Annotated in this window: 21 protein-coding genes; 12 read left to right on the top strand and 9 right to left on the bottom strand. The window is 75.8% G+C overall.

Annotated features, from left to right (window positions below; all coding sequences use genetic code 11):
• Nucleotides 1-2: 2 nt before the first annotated feature.
• Both ABT014_RS30200 and ABT014_RS30195 read right to left on the bottom strand, forming a co-directional pair.
• On the bottom strand, nt 3-356 hold the full coding sequence (locus tag ABT014_RS30200) for a UBP-type zinc finger domain-containing protein (RefSeq protein ID WP_350642418.1): 354 nt from the start codon (nt 354-356) through the stop codon (nt 3-5).
• 134 nt (nt 357-490) lie between these two features.
• Nucleotides 491-829: a hypothetical protein gene (locus tag ABT014_RS30195; RefSeq protein ID WP_350642416.1), complete on the bottom strand. Its 339-nt coding sequence runs from the start codon at nt 827-829 to the stop codon at nt 491-493.
• Nucleotides 830-915: 86 nt separating this feature from the next.
• Between ABT014_RS30195 and ABT014_RS30190 the strand changes: the two genes are divergently transcribed.
• Complete coding sequence (locus ABT014_RS30190; RefSeq protein WP_350642415.1) at nt 916-1,704, top strand: SDR family NAD(P)-dependent oxidoreductase; 789 nt, start codon at nt 916-918, stop codon at nt 1,702-1,704.
• Between the two features lie 217 nt (nt 1,705-1,921).
• On the opposite strand, the gene ABT014_RS30185 is transcribed toward ABT014_RS30190, so the two are convergent.
• Together ABT014_RS30185 and ABT014_RS30180 are read right to left on the bottom strand one after the other, a co-directional pair.
• Nucleotides 1,922-2,143, bottom strand: coding sequence for a DUF8691 family protein (locus ABT014_RS30185; protein ID WP_350642414.1), 222 nt, complete (start codon nt 2,141-2,143; stop codon nt 1,922-1,924).
• A 113-nt stretch (nt 2,144-2,256) separates the two neighbouring features.
• Nucleotides 2,257-4,974 carry a winged helix-turn-helix domain-containing protein gene (locus tag ABT014_RS30180; RefSeq protein ID WP_350642413.1) on the bottom strand — a complete coding sequence of 906 codons (2,718 nt, stop codon included), beginning with the start codon at nt 4,972-4,974 and terminating at the stop codon, nt 2,257-2,259.
• 267 nt (nt 4,975-5,241) lie between these two features.
• On the opposite strand from ABT014_RS30180, the gene ABT014_RS30175 reads away from it, so the two are divergent.
• The 4 genes from ABT014_RS30175 (at nt 5,242) to ABT014_RS30160 (ending at nt 7,819) form a co-directional block, all read left to right on the top strand.
• Nucleotides 5,242-6,504 (top strand): DUF2254 family protein, encoded by a 1,263-nt coding sequence (locus ABT014_RS30175; protein WP_350642412.1) that lies wholly within the window; start codon nt 5,242-5,244, stop codon nt 6,502-6,504.
• Between the two features lie 134 nt (nt 6,505-6,638).
• Nucleotides 6,639-7,052 (top strand): SHOCT domain-containing protein, encoded by a 414-nt coding sequence (locus tag ABT014_RS30170; RefSeq protein ID WP_350642411.1) that lies wholly within the window; start codon nt 6,639-6,641, stop codon nt 7,050-7,052.
• 15 nt (nt 7,053-7,067) lie between these two features.
• On the top strand, nt 7,068-7,487 hold the full coding sequence (locus tag ABT014_RS30165) for a DUF6325 family protein (protein ID WP_350642410.1): 420 nt from the start codon (nt 7,068-7,070) through the stop codon (nt 7,485-7,487).
• A gap of 32 nt (nt 7,488-7,519) precedes the next feature.
• Nucleotides 7,520-7,819, top strand: a complete 300-nt coding sequence (locus ABT014_RS30160; RefSeq protein WP_350642409.1) for an SHOCT domain-containing protein — start codon at nt 7,520-7,522, stop codon at nt 7,817-7,819.
• Between the two features lie 14 nt (nt 7,820-7,833).
• On the opposite strand, the gene ABT014_RS30155 is transcribed toward ABT014_RS30160, so the two are convergent.
• A complete protein-coding gene (locus ABT014_RS30155; protein ID WP_350642408.1) occupies nt 7,834-8,688 on the bottom strand; it encodes a carbon-nitrogen hydrolase family protein in 855 nt (284 codons plus the stop codon).
• Between the two features lie 262 nt (nt 8,689-8,950).
• Between ABT014_RS30155 and ABT014_RS30150 the strand changes: the two genes are divergently transcribed.
• Nucleotides 8,951-9,550 (top strand): hypothetical protein, encoded by a 600-nt coding sequence (locus tag ABT014_RS30150; RefSeq protein WP_350642407.1) that lies wholly within the window; start codon nt 8,951-8,953, stop codon nt 9,548-9,550.
• A 7-nt stretch (nt 9,551-9,557) separates the two neighbouring features.
• Here ABT014_RS30150 and ABT014_RS30145 read toward each other — a convergent pair whose 3' ends face one another.
• Nucleotides 9,558-10,328 carry a hypothetical protein gene (locus ABT014_RS30145; protein WP_350642406.1) on the bottom strand — a complete coding sequence of 257 codons (771 nt, stop codon included), beginning with the start codon at nt 10,326-10,328 and terminating at the stop codon, nt 9,558-9,560.
• Nucleotides 10,329-10,683: 355 nt separating this feature from the next.
• Between ABT014_RS30145 and ABT014_RS30140 the strand changes: the two genes are divergently transcribed.
• Both ABT014_RS30140 and ABT014_RS30135 read left to right on the top strand, forming a co-directional pair.
• Entirely contained in the window at nt 10,684-12,582 is a 1,899-nt protein-coding gene (locus ABT014_RS30140; RefSeq protein ID WP_350642405.1) for a phosphatidylglycerol lysyltransferase domain-containing protein, read from the top strand.
• Complete coding sequence (locus tag ABT014_RS30135; RefSeq protein WP_350642404.1) at nt 12,575-13,381, top strand: hypothetical protein; 807 nt, start codon at nt 12,575-12,577, stop codon at nt 13,379-13,381. The genes ABT014_RS30140 and ABT014_RS30135 overlap by 8 nt, the downstream gene beginning before the upstream one ends.
• Nucleotides 13,382-13,496: 115 nt before the next feature.
• On the opposite strand, the gene ABT014_RS30130 is transcribed toward ABT014_RS30135, so the two are convergent.
• From ABT014_RS30130 to ABT014_RS30120, 3 genes are all read right to left on the bottom strand, one after another.
• The gene (locus ABT014_RS30130) at nt 13,497-13,799 is read right to left on the bottom strand and encodes an SHOCT domain-containing protein (protein WP_350642403.1); all 303 of its coding nucleotides are present in this window, start codon (nt 13,797-13,799) and stop codon (nt 13,497-13,499) included.
• A 38-nt stretch (nt 13,800-13,837) separates the two neighbouring features.
• Nucleotides 13,838-14,281, bottom strand: coding sequence for a DUF6325 family protein (locus ABT014_RS30125; RefSeq protein WP_350642402.1), 444 nt, complete (start codon nt 14,279-14,281; stop codon nt 13,838-13,840).
• 93 nt (nt 14,282-14,374) lie between these two features.
• The gene (locus ABT014_RS30120) at nt 14,375-14,875 is read right to left on the bottom strand and encodes a gluconokinase (RefSeq protein ID WP_350642440.1); all 501 of its coding nucleotides are present in this window, start codon (nt 14,873-14,875) and stop codon (nt 14,375-14,377) included.
• Nucleotides 14,876-15,080: 205 nt separating this feature from the next.
• On the opposite strand from ABT014_RS30120, the gene ABT014_RS30115 reads away from it, so the two are divergent.
• The 4 genes from ABT014_RS30115 (at nt 15,081) to ABT014_RS30100 (ending at nt 19,611) form a co-directional block, all read left to right on the top strand.
• Nucleotides 15,081-16,040, top strand: a complete 960-nt coding sequence (locus ABT014_RS30115; protein ID WP_350642401.1) for a 2-hydroxyacid dehydrogenase — start codon at nt 15,081-15,083, stop codon at nt 16,038-16,040.
• 243 nt (nt 16,041-16,283) lie between these two features.
• A complete protein-coding gene (locus tag ABT014_RS30110; protein WP_350642400.1) occupies nt 16,284-17,123 on the top strand; it encodes an SDR family oxidoreductase in 840 nt (279 codons plus the stop codon).
• A gap of 8 nt (nt 17,124-17,131) precedes the next feature.
• Nucleotides 17,132-18,574 carry a cytochrome ubiquinol oxidase subunit I gene (locus ABT014_RS30105; protein ID WP_350642399.1) on the top strand — a complete coding sequence of 481 codons (1,443 nt, stop codon included), beginning with the start codon at nt 17,132-17,134 and terminating at the stop codon, nt 18,572-18,574.
• Nucleotides 18,571-19,611, top strand: coding sequence for a cytochrome d ubiquinol oxidase subunit II (locus tag ABT014_RS30100; RefSeq protein WP_350642397.1), 1,041 nt, complete (start codon nt 18,571-18,573; stop codon nt 19,609-19,611). The genes ABT014_RS30105 and ABT014_RS30100 overlap by 4 nt, the downstream gene beginning before the upstream one ends.
• Nucleotides 19,612-19,621: the final 10 nt, after the last annotated feature.

The raw sequence follows: 19,621 nt of genomic DNA, 5'->3' as shown, positions 1-19,621 counted from the left end.
CCTCAGTGCAGGTGCTCGCGCCAGTCGGCGGGGACGCTGCCGCCGGGCCCGGGGGTCGGCTGGGAGACCGGGTGCGCCTGCGGCCCGGCCAGCTCCGGCCCCTCGTAGTACTCCTCGGTCTCGACGTTCCAGAACCAGTCCTCACCGGGCTCGAAGCTGGTGATGAACGGGTGCCCTTCCGACCGGGCGTGCGCGCTCGCGTGCTGGGCCGGCGAGGAGTCGCAGCAGCCGATCCGCCCGCAGGCCGCGCAGCGCCGCAGGTGCAGCCACCAGCCGCCGGCCGCCAGGCAGTCGGCACAGCCCTCGCCGCTCGGCTGCGCGGTGGGGTCGATTCCCGGGATCAGTTCCTCGGCCATTCGGGGTACCTCCCTGCTGCGGCGTGCGGGCCGTCGCGGCCCGGCCCGCTCGGGTGCGGGCGCGCCTGTTGGCAGCGTACGACCGCTCCCGCCGGCGCGCCGCCGCTACCGGGCACCGCCGGGGCCCGGCGGGGTCACCGGCCGCCGTGGCGCGGGCCCCGGCCCGCGGCCAGCAGCGCCGTCCCGGCCGCCGCGGCCACCAGCCCGGCGGTCAGCAGGCCGCCGGAGCAGCGCGAGGACAGCACCGACCAGCGGGAGCGTTCGGAGAGCACCGAACCGAGGCTCAGCCAGGAGCCGGCGGACAGCAGCGAGGCCGCGGAGCCGATCGAGCCGACCGACAGCGCGCTGCCGACCGAGCCGATGGACAGCACCGAGCCGACCGAGCCGATCGAGAGCGCGGAGCCGATCGAACCGATCGACAGCACGGAATCCTCGGACCAGAGCGACAGCGACGAGCCGGAATGCTTCGACATGCCCCGATCGTAAGGTGCGCCGGGGGTTCTTTGCTGGGATCGTGCCAGGGGGACCGCTGGGCCCGTGTCTCGTGAGGGAGCGTGTGATGGACCTTCAACTGTCCGGTCGGGTGGCCTTGGTGACCGGCGCGAGCCGCGGGATCGGTCTGGCCGTCACCCGGGCGCTGGTCGACGAGGGGGCCAGCGTGGTGGCCGCCGCCCGGGGCATCACCGAGGAGCTCGCCGGGATGGCCCGGTCGGCGCCGGTGCACCCGGTCGCGGTCGACCTCACCGAGCCGGACGGTCCGGCCCGGCTGGTCGCCGAGGCGCTCGCCCGGTTCGACCGGCTGGACGTCCTGGTCAACAACGTCGGGGCGGTCCGGCCGCGCACCGGCGGCTTCGGCTCGGTCACCGACGAGGACTGGACCTGGTCGCTGACGGTCAACTTCCTGTCCGCGGTGCGCACCACCCGGGCGGCGCTGCCGCACCTGATCGCGGCCGGGGCGGGTTCGATCGTCACGGTCGGCTCGGTGAACGCCTCCCTCCCGGATCCGGGCGTCATCGACTACAGCGCGGCCAAGGCGGCGCTGACCAACTTCTGCAAGGCCCTCTCCAAGGAGGTCGGGCCGCAGGGCGTCCGGGTCAACACGGTGAGCCCCGGGCCGGTCGAGACGGCCCTCTGGCTGTCCGAGGACGGGGTCGCGGCGACCGTCGCCAAGGCCGGCGGGGCCAAGCCGGAGGACGTGGTCCGCGGCGCCGCCGCCCAGTCGGTGACCGGGCGCTTCACCCGCCCGGAGGAGGTGGCCGACCTGGTCGTGCTGCTGGCGGGCGGGCGCGCGGGCAACGTCACCGGCGCCGAGTTCGTCATCGACGGCGGGCTGATCACCACGACCTGACCGCCGCTGACCGCTGACCACTGACCGCTCGCCGCCGGCTCAGCGGGCCCGGCCGGCGCCGGATCCCCAGCGGCAGGAGCGGATCCGGTAGCGTGGCCGGTACGGCGGGCAGAGCCGCCGCCGGCCCCGCCGCACGACGTACCGGCGCCGGCGCTCCTCGGCCGGCAGCGGGCCCGCCCGGCGCCCGCCGTACGCGCACCGGGCCCATCCGCGCGGCTCAGCCACCACCGCCCCCGCTCGCCGGGTCCGGCAGCTGCCGCAGCTCGACCACCCGCAGGCCCACGGACTGGAAGCGCAGCAGCAGCCCGTACAGGTGGGCCTCGTCGGTCACCGCCCCGTGGAACAGGCTCTGCTCCGGGACGGACGCCCGGGCCAGCTCGGGGAACGCCTCGGCCAGCGCGGGGGAGACCAGTCCGGCGACGCGGAACTCGTAGCGCATGCGATCCCATCCCTTCCGGCCGCCACCGGTGCGGTCCCTTCCATCCTCCGCCCGGCCCGCCGCCCCGGCATCGCCCGCACCGGGCGAGGCGCCCCCGTCCCGTACGGCCGGTGTCAGAGCTGGCCGAGTTCGCGGGCGCGGCGGACGGCCTCGCTGCGGCGATTGACGCCGAGCTTGCGGAACGCGCTGCGCAGGTGGGTCTTCACGGTGTTGGCCGACACGTAGAGCTCGGCCGCGATCTCCTCGGTGGACAGCAACTGCGCGGCCTGGCCCAGTACCTCCCGCTCCCGCGCGCTCAGCGCCTCGACCGGCACAGCCAACCCTCCGTCCGCAGCACCGTACGGGCGGGCCGCCGGCCCGGGCAGCCACGCGTACGCCGTCCGCGGGACGCGCCGCAGCACCTGCGCCAGCCAGGGGCCGGCCTCGGCGAACGGCCGGCGCAGCTCCTCCGGCCCGGCCGGCGCCAGCGCTCGGCCCAGCAGTCGCTGCGCGGACCCGGCGTCCCCGCGCCGCTCGGCGGCCTGCGCCCGCACCAGGCAGAGCTCGACCGGGCCGACGATGCCGATGTCGTCACCGTCCCCCGGGTCGGCCTCCGGAGCCAGGTCGGCCAGTACGGCGGCTGCCGCCGGATCGTCCCCCGCCGCGAGCAGTGCCCGGGCCAGGGCCGGGGCGGTGCCCGGGTGGGCCGGGTCGGCTTCCGCCAGGGCCGCCAGCGCGGCGTCCGGATCGGCGCCGGCCAGCTGCGCGGCGGATGCGGCGATCGCCAGCTCCGCACCGGCCCACCCGGCCGGCGCGCCGAGCCGGGCCGCGGCCGCCCGGAGGCCGGCCAGGGCAGCCGCCGGATCGCCGGTGGCCAGCGCCAGCCGGGCGCCGATCACGGCCGCCGCCACCGCCGCGGCCGGCTCCGCGGCGAGGGCGGCGCCGGCGTGGGCGAGGTGCTCCCGCGCGGTGGCCGGCTCGGACCGTTCGACCGCGACCCCGGCCAGCACCAGCCGGGCCAGCGCGGCCGGGCGGCCATGGGGTTCTGCCTGCGCGAGCGCGTCCTGTGCGTGCGTCCGTGCCGCGCGCAGCCGTCCGAGCAGCAGCTCGGCCAGGGCCAGCAACGCTAGGCGGTCACCTGCCGCGTACTCCGCCCCTGGTGCCCCGCAGAGCCCCGGCGCGGCCGTCAGGAAGGCCCGCGCCGCCGCCGGCCGTCCGCCGCCGAGCTCCGCCGCGCCGTGCCCGGCCAGCACCGCGGCCCGGATCTCCGGGTGCCGGGCGAGCACGGCCGGCGCGACCCGGGGCAGCCACCGGTCCGCCGCTGCCGCCGCCCGCCCGGTCGCCGCGGGGTCACCGGCGAGGCGTCCGCCGAGCACGGCCAGGTACGCGGCGCCGAGCCGGGCCGCCGGGTCGGCGGCCCCGTCGAGCAGGTCCTCGGCCCGCCGCAGCGCCGCGGCGAAGCCCGCGAGGTCGTGCTCGGCGAGCCGCCCGGCCGCCTCGACCAGCGCCGGCGCCGCGCCCGCCGTACCCGGTGGCAGGCCGGCGAGCAGCCCGTCCAGTCCGTCCAGCCCGTCCAACCGGTCCGGCGCGGCGCCGGCGACCAGCCGGCCGAGCGCCAGCTCGCCGACCACCAGCTCCGCACCGAGCTGCCAGGCACCGGCGGCCGCCGCCTGCCCGACCGCCTCGGCGAGCAGCCCCTGCCCGGCGAACCAGCGGGCCGCCCGGCGGCGCAGGCGCGGCTCCGCGCCCGGCTGACGGTGCCGCAGGTGCGCGCGCAGCACCTCGGCGAACAGCGGGTGCAGCCGGTACCAGGCGGAGCCGTCCACCGGTTCCAGGAAGGCGTTGGCCCGGGCCAGCCGGGCGAGCGTCCAGGCGCCGTCCTGCCGCCCGGTCAGGGCGTCCGCCAGGTCGGGGTGGATCCGGGCGGTCACGGCCGAACGCAGCAGCAGGTCCTGGGTGGCGGGCGGTTGGGCCTCCAGCACCTCGCCGAGCAGGTAGTCGGCGACGCTGGTCCGGTCGGCGGCGAACCCGTGCACGAAGGCCTCCGCGTCGCCGGACCGCTGCATGGCCAGCGCGCACAGCCGCAGCCCCGCCGCCCAGCCCTCGGTGCGGTCGACCAGCAGCCGCAGGGTCGCCTCGGACACCGCCAGGCCGTGGTCGCGCAGCAGGGTGTCGGCGTCGGCGGCGCAGAAGCGCAGCTCGTCGTTGCGGATCTCGGTGATCTCCCCGGCGGCCCGGTAGCGGTGCAGGGGCAGCAGCGGCTCGCTGCGGCCGAGCAGCACCAGCCGCAGCGAGGGCGCGCCGCAGCGCAGCACGAACGCGAGACCGTCGGCGACCTCCCGCGAGGGCACCGCGTCGACCTGGTCGAGCACCAGCACCACCGGCCTCGGCGCGCGGGCCAGGCCCGCGGCCAGCCGGGCCAGCAGCCGCCGGTCCGCGCCGCCCGTGCCCGGCACGCGATCCGGCTCCCGCTCCGGCACCCGCTCCGGGACCCGCTCCGGGACCGGGACGCCCTGGCGGCGCAGCGCCGCGAGCACGTACGCCCAGAAGGTGTCCGGGGTGTCCCCGGGTTCGAGGGTCAGCCAGGCGGCCGTGCCGGGCCGGTGGCTGGCGAGCCAGTGCGCGGCGAGCACGCTCTTGCCCGCGCCGGCCGGTCCGTTGACGAAGGTGAGCGGCCCGCGGACGCCCGCGGCGAGCCGTTCCAGCAGGGCGGGGCGGTGCACCAGGGCCCGGGGCAGGGCCGGGACGGCGAACCGCGCCGCCAGGATCGGGTCGCCCCCCGGCGCCGTACGGCCGGTGGCCGGCTCTGCGGGCGGCTCGGCGGGGGAGTCGGGGCGGGCGGGATCGAACATGGGCTCACCGCGGTTCGCGTCAGGTCGGTCGGCGATCGGGCGACCCCTCCACTGAACCGCCGCCCGGCCCCGGTCGCCACTCGCATCACCCGCCCCGGGTGATGCGCGGGCCGCCGCCCCGCACCCACGCTCGACCTGTACGGGCGAGGAGCGGCCCCGCGGCGGCGGCCGGCCCGGTACGGGCGGAGGTCCGATGAAGATCTCGCGGCGGCTGCGCGCCGCCGACCCGCGCCGGCACCCGGGCGCGCCCCGGCCCCCGGCGGTCGGATGAGGGCGGCGCGGGTCCGCCCGACTCACGCCCTGCCGGCCCGCCGGCGGCGGCTGCGGGCCGGGCTGGCCCAACTGCTGGGCGCGCTGGCCGGGTTCGGCCTCGGGCTGCTGGTGCCGAGGGCGACGGCCGGCCCCACCGTGCCGGCCCGTCCCACCGCCGAACTGCTGCTCGGGCTCGGACTCGGCGTGCTGGGCGCCGTCACGGTGGTGTTCTCGCTGCTGTTCCTGGTGCTGCAGTGGGCGGCCACCACCTTCACCCCGCGCCTGACGCTCTTCCGGGACGCGCCGATCGTCTGGCGCACCTTCGCCTTCTCGGTCGGCCTGGCGGTCTTCGGGGTCACCGCGGCGATGGCTATCGGCAACCGCACCGACGTCTCCGTGGTGGTGCCGGCGGTGACGCTGCTCCTGCTGCTCGCCATGCTGGTGCTGCTCAGGACGCTCCAGCTGAAGGCCTTCGCCGCGATCCAGCTGGCGCCGGTGCTCGACTCGGTGGCGGTCCGCGGCCGGGCGGTGCTGGCCACCCTGTACGCGGCTCCGCCGCCGGAGCCGTCCGACCCGGCGGCGGGCCCGGAGCGGTGGTCGACGGTCCGCTGGCCGGGCCCGCCGGTGGCGCTCCAGCAGGTCGACGCGGACCGCCTGGTGGCGGCCGCCCGGGCGGCCGGCGGGGTCCTGGTACTGCGGGCCCTGCCCGGTGCCACCCTGCGGCGCGGCGCCCCGGTGGCCGACCTGCGCGGCGCCGCCGGTGCCGGCCCTCCGGACACCGCAGGGCTCGACGCGGCGGTGCTCGCCGGACTGCGCACCGGTCAGGAGCGGACCTTCGACCAGGACCCGTTGCTCGCCTTCCGGCTGCTCGCCGACATCGCGCTGCGGGCGCTCTCCCCGGCGGTGAACGATCCGGCCACCGCCGTGCAGGCGCTGGAGGACCTGGAGGACCTGCTCGGCCTGGCGGTGCACGGGCCGGCCCGGGTGCTGCGGTTCACCGACGCCGAACGCGCGCTGCGGCTGGTGGTCCCGCTGCCGACCGCCGAGGAGTTCCTGCGCACCGGACTGGACGAGGTGATCGTCGCCGCCGCCCGGTCGCCGATGGTGCTCGACCGGCTCCGGGCGCTGCTGCGGCGGCTGGCGGCGGCGGCCGACCCTGCGCTGACCGCCCTGCTGGCCCCCAGGTCGGCCCGGGTGGCGGCGCAGCAGGCCCGTCTCCCTGCGGTCGGTGACCCGGACGGCCCCGCCTCACCCGCCGCGGGTGAAGCGGGCGGGTGAGGACGGGCGCATGCTGGAACCGGTGCGACCGTGCGCCCGGGCCGCCCGCGAGCCGCGGCTCGCCACGACCCGCGGAGCACCTGCGGCCGCGGGGCAACCCGGCCGGAGCGGCGCCGCCCGAGGGAGGCACACACATGATCGCCACGTCACTGGCCAGCGACTATCCCCTGCTCAGCCTCTTCTGGACGATCGCGGAGATCTTCCTCTGGATCCTGTGGATCTTCCTGCTGATCCGCGTCATCGACGACATCTTCCGGGACGACTCGATCGGCGGCGGCGCCAAGGCGGCCTGGGCGATCGTGGTCGTGCTGCTGCCGTTCCTCGGCATCTTCATCTACCTGATCGTGCGGGGGAAGGGGATGGGGGAGCGCAGCGCCAAGGCGGCGCGCAAGCGCGACGAGGAGTTCCGCTCGTACGTCCGGGAGACCGCGGGCGACGGCGGCGGCGGGAACCACGCCGATCAGCTGGCCAAACTGGCCGATCTGCGCGGGCGCGGTGACCTGACCGAGCAGGAGTACCAGCAGGCCAAGGCCAAGGTGCTGGGCTGAGAAGGGAGTTGCGCGATGGACATGGGTCCGGTGGAGTACGTCGTGATCGCCTTCCCCGGCAACCGTTTCAACGGCGAGATCGCCCCCGAGCTGCAACGGCTGGTCCAGAACGGCACCGTCCGGATCCTCGACCTGACCTTCATCAAGAAGGACGCCACGGGTGCGGTCAGCTACCTGGAGCTGGAGGCGCTGGAGCCGGACGAGGCGATCGTCTTCCGGGACATCGACGGGGAGATCGACGGCCTGTTCAGCGAGGAGGACCTCGCCCAGATCGCCGAGGCGCTGGTGCCCGACTCCTCGGCCGCCCTGCTGATCTGGGAGAACAGCTGGGCCGCCGCGGTCGCCGGCGCCGTCCGGCGGGCCGGCGGGGTGCTGCTGGAGCACGAACGCATCCCCGCCCCCGTGGTCGAGCAGGCACTGGAGGCCGCCGGCTGAGCCGGTGGCCCGGAGCAGGAAGGAACACCCCGATGTTGGGACGCTCCGTACGCCGGGCGGGCCGCCCGGGCGTGCTCGGCACGGCCGCCCGTACCGCGGTGGTCGCCGGCACCGCGACCGCCGTCTCCGGCCGGGTCTCCCGGCGCCAGGACGAGCGCGCCGCGGCCCAGGCGCCACCGCCGCAGCAGCCCGCCCCGGCCCAGGCGGCCGCGGCCGGCGGGCTCACCGAGGAGGACATCAGCAGCCTGGAGCGGTTGGGCGCGCTGCACCAGCAAGGCGTACTCTCCGACCAGGAGTTGGCCGCGGCGAAGGCCCGCATCCTCGGCACCTGAAGGCGGGCCGTCGCTCACAGCCGGACGCCGTCCCGGGGGCGCGCCGGAGCGGTCAGCGACGGGTCGACCAGCACCGGGTCCTCGGCCCGGGCGTGCGCCAGCACCGCCGGATCGAGCCGGGCCACTGCGAGCGCGGCGTCCGCCGGTCCGGCCTGGGCCAGCACCGTGCCGTCCGGGTTCCACACCGCACTGCCACCGCAGCCGTGGTACGGGCCGCTCGGGCCGTTGTGGTTGGCCAGCAGCACGTAACCGGTGTTGTCCAGCGCCCGGGCCGGGAACACCGTCGCCAGCTGGCGGGCCCCGGCGCCCCGGCCGAACATCGCGCCGACCAGGTAGGCGTGGCAGCCGTCCAGTGCGGCGGCCCGGGCGTGCTCGGGGAAGCCCGAGTCCCAGCAGATGCCGAGGCCGAGCCGCCAGCCGTCCAGTTCGACGGTGCAGCCCCGGGAGCCGGGCGTGAAGCCGGCGGCCCGCTCGGCCGGGGTGACGTGCTGCTTGTCGTACCGCGCCGCGAACCGCCCGTCCCGGCCGAGCACGATCGCCGCGATGTGCAGCGCCCCCGTCCCGGCGTCCCGCACCGGCGCCCCGGCCACCACGGCCGTCCCGGTCTCGGCGCACGCGGCGGCCAGCGGATCCAGCCGGGCGTCCCCGGGTGCCACCGTGCACCCCCGCGGATCGGCCACGATCCCCGCCAACTCGTACCCGGTCAGGAACAGTTCCGGCAGCACCAGCACCCCGGCCCCCGCCCCGGCCGCCCGCCGCACCAGCCCCGCGGCGGCAGCCACGTTCGCCCCCACGTCCAGCCCGACACACCCCGCCTGCCCGGCCGCCACCACGAGCGGCCCCACCGGCAACACCCCAAGATCACCCATGACCACCGAACCTACCCGACGGGACCGATCGCATCTCGGCCAATCTCCCCGGGCACCTCGGGCCCGGTCGGGCCGGAGATGTGGCGGATGTGGCTGGTGGGGCGGGCATGAGATTCGGACAGGGGTGCGAGGGAGATGGAATGACGGCCTGTCAGGACGTGAAGGGTCGGTGCTATAACTGCGGCGATCATGTGACCGCATGATTCAGTCACCACGGTCGCCACCACACCGACCGTGCTTCCTGGGGGGACCCATGTCCTTCATGAGCCCACTGCGCCGCATCGGCCGCCTCGCCTCGCGCGTGGCCCTCGCGCTCTCGGCCGCCGCCGCCCTGCTGTTCGCCTCGCTCGCCGCGGTGCCCGCCGCCCCGGCGAGCGCCGCCGGCCTCGACGGCACCTGGGCGTGCAGCGTCCCGGCCGGCTACACCTACGACCAGGTCCAGCAGACCCGCCAGTGCAGCGGCGGCGCGAGCTGGACGTCCACCGTGTTCCGCCTGCGCACGCCCGCCGAGGGCGTGCTGTCCTGCACCCCGGTCGACGGCTTCGTCTACGACTCCGTGGTGTTCGGCAGCGCCTGCGCCCAGATCGGCTCGCAGGCCACCAGCTACCGCCTGCGCACCCCGGTCGACGGCCTGACGGCCTGCTCGGTGAAGCCGGGCTGGACCTACGACCTGATCACCTACACCACCGCCTGCGGCACCGTCCAGGGCGTGCCGGCCACCACCTACCGGATCAAGCAGCCGGTGAACGGCCTGTGGGCCTGCTGGGCGCCGGCCGGCTGGTCGTACTCGGCCACCACCAGCACGTACGACTGCAGCTACACCAGTGGCGTGCCGTCCACCAAGTACCGCCTGGTCGGCTGACCGCGCCTCACTCCGCCGCCCCCGCGCCGACCACCGGTGCGGGGGCGGTGCGGCGCCGGACCTCGGCGGAGCGCCGCCAGATCCGCTCCCGCACGCTCTGCGGCAGGTCCAGGCCGGTGTCCTCGGCCAGCACCTCCCGGCGGGCCACCACCGCGCTGGACACCATCGCCCGGTAGCGCCGGAAGGTCTGCACCTCGCCCGGCGCCACACAGCCCTCACCGAGGAACGTGTGGCCGCTGTCGTACGGCCCGCGCCCGCCGAGGCCCGCGGTGTCCACGGCCCACTCCCGCAGCTGCCACGGCGCCGCCGACACCATCACCAGCCCGCCCCGCCGGGTCACCAGGTGCCGGAAGTCGCCGCCGTCCCGGTACGCGCGCCGCACCTGCTCGCGCCACCCCTCGGGATCGGCCAGCGCCCGGTCCAGCCCGCCGGTGCGCCAGCGCACCGTCCCGTCCGGCGCCGTGCCGAGCGGCAGCGCCCGCCGCAGCGCCCGCGCGGCGCCCTCGTCCAGCGGGGTGAGGTCCCGGGGCACCAGCACCACCGGGTCGCTCGGCTCGCCCTCGAACGGGGTCGGGTCGAGGAACGGCCGGTCGATCACCACCAGCGTGCCGGGGTGCCGCTGGTAGGACAGGCCCCACAGCAGCCGGGCCAGCAGCCGCGCCCCGGAAGGGTCCGAAAGGACGTGCCAGGTCTGGTGGTAGTGGTTGGTGGCGAACCGCGCCGCCGTCCCGGGCCGCAGCCCCAGCACCGTGTACGGGCGGCCGTCCAGCCGCCGCACCCGCCGGTGCAGCTTCAGCCCGTCGGCGGCCGTGTCCGCCCGGCCGGGGCGTTGTCGAGCACTGCTGATGGTGGTGCACCTCCTGCGGGCGGGGCCGGACGCCGGTGCGCCCCACTCCCGGTACGCATGGTGACGGCCCGGCCGGCGACGGGCATCTGGTTTTCCCGGCGCCGAGCCGGCCGACCCGCCGCGGACCCGCCGCGCCCGCACGCGTCCCGCTCGCCCGTCCGGGCGCCAGCGGTGGCCGCCCCCGGCCGCCCGCCCGATGCTTGAGCAGGGATCCGCCCTGCCCCCGTCCAGGCGCCGTGGCCGACCGTCGGGGGCAGCGGACACGGGTGAAGGCGGTGCGCTGCGCATGTCACAGCCGCAGGAGCGGGCCGAGGAGACCCGGCTGGCCGGGTTCGCCGCGGGGCTGGTGGTGGGCTACCTCAGGGTGGTCGCCGCGCTGATCCTGCTCGCCGTGGTGCTGGCGCCGCTGCGCGCCCAGTTCAAGCGGATCGACACCGGCGACCTGTACCCGCCGTTCCCGCTCACCACCGGCTTCACCTCGCTGGCGCTGGCCACCTTCCTGGCGGTGATGCTCGGCCGGGGCAAGCGCGCCGCCTGGTGGTTCGCGGTGATCCTGTTCGTGCCGTTCTCGCTGCTGTTCGTGGCCGCACTCGGCCAGGCGGTGTTCCGCTCGCACGTCGTGAACTGGTTCTCCACCGCCATCACCTGCCTGATCACGGTGGCGCTCTTCCTGGGCCGCTCCCGCTTCCGCGGCCGCGGCGCCCGGGGCAACGCCCGGCTGGCGGCGGTCACCGCCGTGGTCGGGCTGATCCTGGTGGTGGCCGGCGGCGCCGTGCTGGTGGAGGCCACCGACCGTGACGCGAACGGCGGTTGGGCCGCCGACCTGGGGTACGCGCTGGCCCGGGTGCTCACCCTGTCCGGCGACGTCGACGTGACCGGGGTCGACGTGCCGCGCTGGGTGGACGTGGTGGTCAACATCGCCGGCGTGCTGCTCTTCCTGCTCGTCCTGTACGTGCTGTTCCGCTCGCCCAAGAACCGCGAGTGGCTGACCGCCGACGACGAGGCCCGGATGCGGGCGCTGCTGGACCGCTGGGGCGAGCGCGACTCGCTGGCCTACTTCGCGCTGCGCCGGGACAAGTCGGTGGCCTGGTCGCCGTCCGGCAAGGCGGCGATCGCCTACCGGGTGGTGGGCGGGGTCTCGCTCGCCTCCGGCGACCCGATCGGCGACCCGGAGGCCTGGCCGGGCGCCATCGAACCGTGGCTGGCGCAGGCCCGCGCCAACGCCTGGGTGCCCGCCGTGATCGGCGCGGGACAGGAGGCCGGCACGGTCTACGGCCGGCACGGTCTGGACGCCCTGGAACTCGGCGACGAGGCGATCGTCGAGGTGGCCGAGTTCAGCCTGGAGGGCCGGACGATGCGCGGGCTCCGGCAGGCCTACAACCGGGTCCAGCGGGCCGGGTACACCACCCGGATCCGCCGCCACGCCGAAATCCCGGAACAGGAGATGGACGCCCTGGTCCGGCTGGCCGACCACTGGCGCGGCGGCCAGACCGAGCGCGGCTTCTCGATGGCGCTCGGCCGGCTCGGCGACCCCGAGGACGGCCAGTGCCTGATGGTCGAGTGCACGGACGCCGACGGCACCCTGCGCGCCCTGCTGTCCTTCGCGCCGTGGGGGAGCGACGGGCTCTCGCTCGACCTGATGCGCCGTGACCGCGAGGCGGACAACGGGCTGCTGGAGTTCATGGTCCTGGACCTGATCGGCGCGGCCGAGCAGCACGGCGTGGTCCGGATCTCGCTGAACTTCGCGATGTTCCGCGCGGTCTTCGAGCGCGGCTCCCGGCTGGGCGCCGGGCCGGTGCTGCGGCTGTGGAAGGCCGTGCTGTCGTTCTTCTCGCGCTGGTGGCAGATCGAGTCGCTGTACCGGGCCAACGCCAAGTACCGGCCGGTCTGGGAGCCGCGCTACCTCTGCTTCCGCAAGGGCGGCGAGCTGCCGCGGATCGCGATGGCCTCGGCCCGCGCGGAGGGGTTCCTGGAGACCCCGAGCCTGCCCGCGTTGTTCAGCCGCCGGCACCGGCCGCCCCCGCCCACCACCCCGCCGGACGCGCCCCCGCCGACCGCCCCACCGGGCCGACCGCCGGGCACTCCGCCGGGCACCCCACCGGGCCCACCGCCGGCCGCCCCGGCGGCCCCCGGAACCCCGCCGGCCGCACCCGCCCCACCGGCCTCCCGCGGCACCGATGGTTGACCTCGCCACCACCGGGGCCCACCCCGCCGCCGCCCACCCCGCCGCCGCCCACCTCGCCCGCACCCACCTCGCCGGGGTCACCGTGCAGATCGACACCAACAGCACCCCGCTGCGCAACGGCATCGGCTGGATGGTCGGCGCGTTCATCGTGACCTTCCTGCTCACCCGGATCATCACCAGGATGATCCGGGCCGGCAAGGGCCCGTTCCGGGACGTCTCGGTCGGCGGCCTGCACGTCCACCACCAGGTCTACGGCATCTTCCTGATGCTGGTCGCCGGCGCCGCCGAGTTCGCGTACCAGCCGGGGCCGGTCTGGCGGGCGGTGCTGGCGGCGATGTTCGGCGCGGGGGCGGCGCTGACGCTGGACGAGTTCGCGCTCTGGTTCCACCTGGACGACGTCTACTGGTCGGCGGACGGGCGCAAGTCGGTGGACGCGGTGCTGATCGCCGCCGTCATCGGGATCCTGGTGCTGCTCGGCGCCAACCCGTTCGCCACCGACGACAGCTCCGGCGGCGGCGACAGCGCACCGGTGATCGCCGCGATCCTGCTGATCAACCTGGCCTTCTCGGTGGTCGCCCTGCTCAAGGGCAAGATCGCCACCGGACTGTTCGGCATCCTGGTGCCGGTGATCGCGGTCGTCGCCGCGATCCGGCTGGCCAAACCGGATTCCCCGTGGGCCCGCTGGCGCTACCCGGAGGGCTCGGCCAAGCGCGCCAAGGCGCTGCGCCGCTTCCCGCCCGACCGGCGGACGGTCTGGGACCGGATCAAGGACTTCCTCGGCGGCGTGCCGACCAAGTGAGCACCTGGGCACCCCGACCACGCCGGGGCGGCCCCACGCCGCGCACCCCGGAGCGACCCCACCCCGGGCACGCCGGAGCGCCGCGGGAAGGCCCCGCGGCGCTCGGTCCGGCCGGTCAGGAGGCGAGCAGTCGCGCCTTCTGCGCCTCGAACTCGGCCTCGGTGAGCACCCCTTGGCTCTTCAGCTCACCCAGGTCCTTGAGCTGGGCGATCTTGCTGCTCATGTCGTCGCCCGGTGCGGCGGCCGGCGGCGGGGTCTGGTAGACCGGCTGCGATTCGTAGGCCTGCTGCGGCGGCGCCTGCTGGGCGTCCTGCTCGGCCCAGCGGCCGGCCTGCCGCCGGGAGACCCGGTTGGAGACCGCGGTGGCGGTCCCGGCGACGACGGCGGTGCGGGCGACCCCGCGGAGTAGTCCTGGCATGACGTGCTTCCTTCCCTCGTTCGGACGGGCCCCGGCGCTCAGGCCCCGGTCTCGGCGGCGTCCAGCGAGGCGAGGACCGCCTCGACCGGGATCCGCCCGTTGGCCACCAGCCGGGCCCCGCCGCGCCGCAGCGCGGCCGCGAACGGCCCGGCCCACACGTTCTCGTAGACCAGGACGCCCGCCGAGCTGCCCGGTTCGAGCACCGTGCCGACCTCGTCGATGTCGTCCTGGCCGAGCAGGCCGGAGGAGACGCCCTCGAACACGGCCAGGTCCAGCCGGCCGTCCCCGTCCAGGTCGGTCAGCTCGATGCCGACCACCGTCCCGTCCTGCTCCTTCTTCACGAAGACCAGGTCCAGGATCCGGATGATGCCCCGGTCGACCAGGTCGACCAGCAGCGGCAGTCCTTCCCCGGTCATCCGGCTGCCGGGGAACTCGACCACGAGGTAGTCGATCGGTCCCGGCTCGTTGGGCTCTGTGCTCACGTCGACTCCTCCGCTGGTCGGACACGTGCGGCGATGGGCCGCCACCCCAGTCATTGCAGCAGCGCGGGCATCGGCACGCATCTCGGTGCGCCCTCAGCCGCGCCGGCCGGCCTCGAACCGTTCGAGCGCGGCCTCGGCCCGATCGAGCGCGGCCGGGGTGCCCTCGGCCGCGTCGACGGTCAGACCGGGCTCGTCCGGTGCCAGCGGGTCCAGCGCGGCGAACTGCGAGTCCAGCAGTGCGGCCGGCATGAAGTGCCCGTGGCGGTGGGCGACCCGGCGCCGCGCGGTCTCCCGGTCGAGCGCCAGGTACAGGAACCAGACACCGGGGCCGGCCGCCCGTAGCCGGTCCCGGTAGGCGCGCTTGAGCGCGGAGCAGGAGAGCACCGCGCCGCGCCCGGTACGGGTGGCGTCCCGGATCCGGCCGTCCAGCGCCCGCAGCCACGGTTCGCGGTCCGCGTCGTCGAGCGGGTGCCCGGCCGCCATCCTGGCGATGTTGGTGGCCGGGTGCAGCAGGTCGCCCTCCACGAACGGCACCTCCCGGCGCTCGGCCAGCAGCCGGGCCGCGGTGCTCTTGCCGGCGCCCGAGACACCCATCACCACCACGACCGTCGGCGCCGGTACGGCTGTCTCCACGGTGGCTCTCCCTGCTGCGGCACGGTGTCGGGCACCCCTGCCGGACATGCTGCGCGCCGGGGCCCGCCGCCGCACGGCCGCGCCGCCGGGCGGCGGACCGGACTTACCCGGATGGCCCCGGCGAGCCGTGCTCGCCGCCCGGGCCGTTCGCTGCTGAGATCCCTCCATGAGCTCTTCAGCCGCCGGGCCGGCCCGGCCACCGGTCAGGATCCTGCTCCCGTACCCGCCCGAGCAGATCGGCCGCCTGCCGGAGCTGCCGGCCGCCGTGTGGGACGGCCGGGACGAGCCGCCACCGGCGCCGGTGCTGGCCGGGGTGGAGTTCTTCGTCCTGCCCTACCTGCACACCGCGGCGGCGCTGCCGCTGCTCGACCGGATGCCCCGGCTGCGGGTGGTGCAGAGCCTGTCGGCGGGGGTGGAGAACGTGGTGCCGTTCCTGCCGCCGGGGGTGACGCTGTGCAACGCCAGGGGCGTGCACGACACCAGCACCGCCGAACTCGCGGTCACCCTGGTGCTGGCCTCGCTGCGCGGGGTGCCGGAGTTCGTCCGGGCCCAGGACGCCGGGGTGTGGCGCGCCGGGGTGGCCGCCTCGCTCGCCGACCGCACCGTCCTGGTGGTCGGGTACGGCTCGATCGGCGCGGCCGTCGAGGAGCGCCTGCTGCCCTTCGAGTGCGAGGTGCTGCGGGTGGCCAGGACCGCCCGCACCGCCCCGCGCGGACCGGTGCACCCGCTCGCCGACCTGCCGGGGCTGCTGCGCCGGGCGGACGTGGTGGTGCTCACCGTGCCGCTCACCGAGGCCACCCGGGGCCTGGTCGACGCCCGCTTCCTGGCCGCCCTGAAGGACGGCGCCCTGCTGGTGAACGTGGGCCGGGGCGCGGTGGTCGACACCGACGCGCTGCTGGCGGAGGTGCGCGGCGGGCGGCTGTCGGCCGCGCTCGACGTCACGGACCCGGAGCCGCTGCCGCCCGGGCACCCGCTCTGGCGGGCGCCGAACACCCTGATCAGCCCGCACACCGGCGGCAACAGCTCCGCCTTCCTGCCGCGCGCCCACCGCCTGATCCGCACCCAGCTCAACCGCTTCCTCGCGGGCGAGCGCCTGGACAACGTGGTGGTCGCCCCGGGCGCCTGACCACGCCCCGCCCGCGCAGCCCGCCCTCGCCGCAGGGCCCGACCCTGCTCGCGACCGAGCCCGACCGGCCCGCGACCGAGCCCGACCCGCCCGCGTGGCCGCCCCGGCCGCCCCGGGTTGCTCCGTCCGGGGGACGCGGCTGCTCCGGCCGGGCGAGCGGCGTGAGCCGCGCCGCCCTGCCGGGCCGCCGCCGGGGAAGGTAGTGCCGGTGACAATCCGGCGGCGAACGAACGGGAGACAGCGGTGACCTCACCTGTGGACGCGAACCGGGGGGCGGCTGCGGCCCAGCTCCTGCGGGGGCAGAAGGCCCTGGTGACCGGGGCCAACTCGGGCATCGGCAAGGCCACCGCGATCGGCCTCGGCCGGGCCGGTGCCGACGTGGTGGTGAACTACGTGTCGGACCGGGACGCCGCCGAGGAGGTGGTGCGGGAGATCGAGTCCTTCGGCGTCCGGGCCTACGCCCACGAGGCGGACGTCTCCCAGGAGGACCAGGTCGTCCGGATGTTCGCCACGATGGTCGAGCAGTTCGGCACCGTCGACGTCCTGGTGGCCAACGCCGGCCTCCAGCGCGACGCGGCGAGCACCGAGATGACGCTGAAGCAGTGGAACACGGTGCTGGGCGTCAACCTCACCGGACAGTTCCTGTGCGCCCGGGAGGCGGCCAAGGAGTTCGTCCGCCGAGGCGTGGTCCCGGAGGTGTCCCGGGCCGCCGGCAAGATCATCTGCATGAGCTCGGTGCACCAGATCATCCCGTGGGCCGGGCACGTCAACTACGCGGCCTCCAAGGGCGGCGTCCTGATGATGATGCAGACCCTGGCGCAGGAGCTCGCCCCGCAGCGGATCCGGGTCAACGCGGTCGCCCCGGGCGCCATCCGCACCCCGATCAACCGCAGCGCCTGGGAGACCCCGGAGGCCGAACAGGCCCTGCTCGGACTGATCCCCTACCGCCGGGTCGGCGACCCGCAGGACATCGCCGACGCGGTCACCGTGCTCGCCTCCGACCTGATGGACTACGTGGTCGGCAGCACGATCTACGTCGACGGCGGCATGACGCTCTTCCCCGGCTTCGCCACCGGAGGCTGACCCGCCGGATGACCACCGCGACCTCACTGCTGGCCGGCACCCCGGCGCAGCTGCTGCCCGCCCGCGAGCTGATGGCGTTCACCCTCGCCACCCACATCATCCTGGTCCCGCTGGGGGTGGCGCTGCCGCTCGTCACCCTGCTGATGCACCACCGCGGCCTGCGCCGCAACGACCCGGTCGCGCTCCTGCTGGCCCGGCGCTGGTCGGCCGTGATGGCCGTCCAGTTCGCGGTCGGGATCGTCACCGGCACGGTGCTGTCCTTCGAGTTCGGCCTGCTCTGGCCCGGCATGATGGGCCGCTGGGGTGACGTGTTCGGCCTCGGCTTCGGCGTGGAGGCGTGGGCGTTCTTCCTGGAGGCGATCCTGATCGCCGTCTACCTGTACGGCTGGCGCCGGCTGAAGCCCTGGACGCACTTCTGGCTCGCCGTCCCGCTGCCGCTGGCCGCGCTGATGGGCGCGTTCGGCATCATCGCGGCCAACTCCTGGATGAACACGCCGCAGGGCTTCACCCTGGACGCCGACGGCAACCCGGTCGACGTCAGCGTCCGCCAGGCCATCTTCTCCCCGATGTTCGGCCCGCAGTACTGGCACTTCGCGGTGGCGATGTTCCTGACCGCCGGCTACGTGGTGGCCGGCGTCTACGCGGTCGGCTGGCTGCGCGGCCGCCGGGACCACTACCACCGGCTCGGCTTCACCGTGCCGTTCACCCTGGCGGCGATCCTCACCCCGGTGCAGTTCTTCCTCGGTGACAACATCGCCCGGCAGATCTTCCAGAAGCAGCCGATCAAGTTCGCCGCGGCCGAACTGGTCTGGGACACCGACACCCACGTGCCCGAGTACCTGTTCGGCCGGCTGCAGGAGGACGGCACCGTCAAGGGCGGTCTGAAGATCCCCCAACTCGACTCCGTGCTGGCCGGGTTCAGCCCCGACACCCAGGTCACCGGGCTCAGTACGGTGGCCGCCGACGACCGGCCCACCGCCCTCCAGGCGACCATCGTCCACTGGGCCTTCGACATCATGGCGCTGATCGGCAGCGTGCTGATCCTGCTCGCCCTCTGGTACGGCTGGTGCTGGCTGCGCCGCCGCGACCTGCCCCGCTCCGTGTGGTTCTTCCGCTGCGCGGCCGTCGCCGGGGTCGCCAGCGTGGTGACGGTGGAGTGCGGCTGGATCACCACCGAGGTCGGCCGCCAGCCCTGGATCGTCTACCAGAACATGCGGGTCTCGGAGGCGGTCACCCCGACCGGCGCCCCCTCGCTGTGGACCATGTTCGGCATCGTCGTCACCGTGTACGTGCTGCTGTTCGGCGCGTTCCTGGTGGTCCTGCTGAAGATGCGGGACCGCTGGCGGCTGGCCGGCACCGGGCCCGGCACCGACGACCCGGAGACCGACACCCCGTACGGGCCGCGCCCCGAGCGGGCGGGCGCCGGTCCGGCGGGCGGGGGCACCGGATGACCGCCGACGTCGTCGCCTGGATCCTGCTGGCCGCCGTGGCCGCGTACGCCTGCGGTGGTGGCGTCGACTACGGCGCCGGGTTCTGGGACCTGCTGGCCGGCGGCGCGGAACGCGGCCGGCGCCCGCGCTGGCTGATCGACCACGCCATGGCACCGGTCTGGGAGGTCAACAACGTCTGGCTGATCTTCATCCTGATCATCATGTGGACCGGCTTCCCGGTCTTCTTCCAGACCGTCTTCACCGCCATGTGGCTGCCGCTCGCCCTGGCCGCCGTCGGCATGGTGCTGCGCGGGGCCGGCTTCGCACTGCGCAAGCCCACCCGCAAGCTGGCCCAGCGCCGGATCTACGGGGGGCTGTTCGCCATCTCCTCGGTGGTCACCCCGTTCTTCCTGGGCGCCGCCGTCGGCGGTGTCGCCTCCGGCCGGGTCGCGCCCGGCACCACCGCCTCCGCGGACGCCTGGGCCAACACCACCTCGGTGATGGCCGGCCTGCTGACCGTCGCCGCGACCGCCTTCCTGGGCGCGGTCTTCCTCACCGCGGACGCCCGCCGGTTCGGCGCCGACGACCTGGTGCGCTACTTCCGGCTGCGGGTGTGGGCGAGCGTCGCCCTGGCCGCGGTGCTCGCCCTGATCGGACTCGCCGTCACCCACGAGCACACCTCGTACGTCTACCACGGGCTCACCCACGGCGCGGGCCTCGCCCTGGTCATCGCCTCGGCCGCCGCCGTGGCGGTGACCGCCTGGCTGGTCTCCGGCCCGGCCCTCGGCTGGGCCCGCTACACCTCGGTGGCCGCCGTCGCGGCCCTGGTCGGCGCCTGGGGCGTCGCCCAGCGCCCCTACCTGGTGCCGACCTCGCTCACGGTGCAGCAGGCGGCCGGCGCGTCCGCCCCGCTGACCTGGCTGCTGATCGTCACCCTGGTCGCGCTGGTGCTGATCGGCCCGGCCCTGGTGGTGCTGTACCGCCTCGACACCCACGGCGTGCTGGAGCCGCTGACCGACGAGGACCTCGCCCCGGGCCGGGGCGGCCGGCCCGAGTGAACGCCCGGGA

The sequence above is a fragment of the Kitasatospora sp. NPDC094015 genome (genome assembly GCF_040304075.1).
In the GTDB taxonomy this organism is placed as follows: domain Bacteria; phylum Actinomycetota; class Actinomycetes; order Streptomycetales; family Streptomycetaceae; genus Kitasatospora.
This window is presented reverse-complemented; position numbering and strand designations above follow the sequence as displayed.

Coding starts and splice junctions, on each gene's coding strand:
- ABT014_RS30200 (WP_350642418.1), bottom strand. CDS start 356: ATGGCCGAGGAACTGATCCCGGGAATCGACCCCACCGCGCAGCCGAGC.
- ABT014_RS30195 (WP_350642416.1), bottom strand. CDS start 829: ATGTCGAAGCATTCCGGCTCGTCGCTGTCGCTCTGGTCCGAGGATTCC.
- ABT014_RS30190 (WP_350642415.1), top strand. CDS start 916: ATGGACCTTCAACTGTCCGGTCGGGTGGCCTTGGTGACCGGCGCGAGC.
- ABT014_RS30185 (WP_350642414.1), bottom strand. CDS start 2,143: ATGCGCTACGAGTTCCGCGTCGCCGGACTGGTCTCCCCCGCGCTGGCC.
- ABT014_RS30180 (WP_350642413.1), bottom strand. CDS start 4,974: ATGTTCGATCCCGCCCGCCCCGACTCCCCCGCCGAGCCGCCCGCAGAG.
- ABT014_RS30175 (WP_350642412.1), top strand. CDS start 5,242: ATGAGGGCGGCGCGGGTCCGCCCGACTCACGCCCTGCCGGCCCGCCGG.
- ABT014_RS30170 (WP_350642411.1), top strand. CDS start 6,639: ATGATCGCCACGTCACTGGCCAGCGACTATCCCCTGCTCAGCCTCTTC.
- ABT014_RS30165 (WP_350642410.1), top strand. CDS start 7,068: ATGGACATGGGTCCGGTGGAGTACGTCGTGATCGCCTTCCCCGGCAAC.
- ABT014_RS30160 (WP_350642409.1), top strand. CDS start 7,520: ATGTTGGGACGCTCCGTACGCCGGGCGGGCCGCCCGGGCGTGCTCGGC.
- ABT014_RS30155 (WP_350642408.1), bottom strand. CDS start 8,688: ATGGGTGATCTTGGGGTGTTGCCGGTGGGGCCGCTCGTGGTGGCGGCC.
- ABT014_RS30150 (WP_350642407.1), top strand. CDS start 8,951: ATGAGCCCACTGCGCCGCATCGGCCGCCTCGCCTCGCGCGTGGCCCTC.
- ABT014_RS30140 (WP_350642405.1), top strand. CDS start 10,684: ATGTCACAGCCGCAGGAGCGGGCCGAGGAGACCCGGCTGGCCGGGTTC.
- ABT014_RS30135 (WP_350642404.1), top strand. CDS start 12,575: ATGGTTGACCTCGCCACCACCGGGGCCCACCCCGCCGCCGCCCACCCC.
- ABT014_RS30130 (WP_350642403.1), bottom strand. CDS start 13,799: ATGCCAGGACTACTCCGCGGGGTCGCCCGCACCGCCGTCGTCGCCGGG.
- ABT014_RS30120 (WP_350642440.1), bottom strand. CDS start 14,875: ATGGGTGTCTCGGGCGCCGGCAAGAGCACCGCGGCCCGGCTGCTGGCC.
- ABT014_RS30115 (WP_350642401.1), top strand. CDS start 15,081: ATGAGCTCTTCAGCCGCCGGGCCGGCCCGGCCACCGGTCAGGATCCTG.
- ABT014_RS30105 (WP_350642399.1), top strand. CDS start 17,132: ATGACCACCGCGACCTCACTGCTGGCCGGCACCCCGGCGCAGCTGCTG.
- ABT014_RS30100 (WP_350642397.1), top strand. CDS start 18,571: ATGACCGCCGACGTCGTCGCCTGGATCCTGCTGGCCGCCGTGGCCGCG.